Source organism: Deltaproteobacteria bacterium, assembly GCA_005879535.1.
Taxonomy (GTDB): Bacteria; Myxococcota; Myxococcia; order Myxococcales; family 40CM-4-68-19; genus 40CM-4-68-19.
In genome coordinates, this window is sequence record VBKI01000083.1 from 1 (window position 1) to 253 (window position 253).

Annotated in this window: 1 protein-coding gene; it reads left to right on the forward strand. The window is 59.7% G+C overall.

What is annotated here, in order from left to right; genetic code table 11:
- Positions 1 to 253, forward strand: a 253-nt coding sequence (locus tag E6J58_19600; GenBank protein ID TMB33924.1) for a serine protein kinase, incomplete at both ends; no start/stop codon positions are given.

The window sequence follows — 253 nt, forward strand, 5'->3', positions numbered from 1 at the left end:
TCCGACTCGGACCCGCGGGCCTTCAACTTCGACGGCGAGTTCAACATCGCCAACCGCGGAATCATCGAATTCGTCGAAGTGCTCAAGCTCGACGTCGCCTTCCTCTACGACCTGCTCGGCGCGTCCCAGGAGCACCGGATCAAGCCGAAGAAGTTTCCGCAGACCGATATCGACGAGGTGATCATCGGGCACACCAACGAGCCCGAATACAAGAAGCTGCAGAACAACGAGTTCATGGAGGCGCTGCGGGACC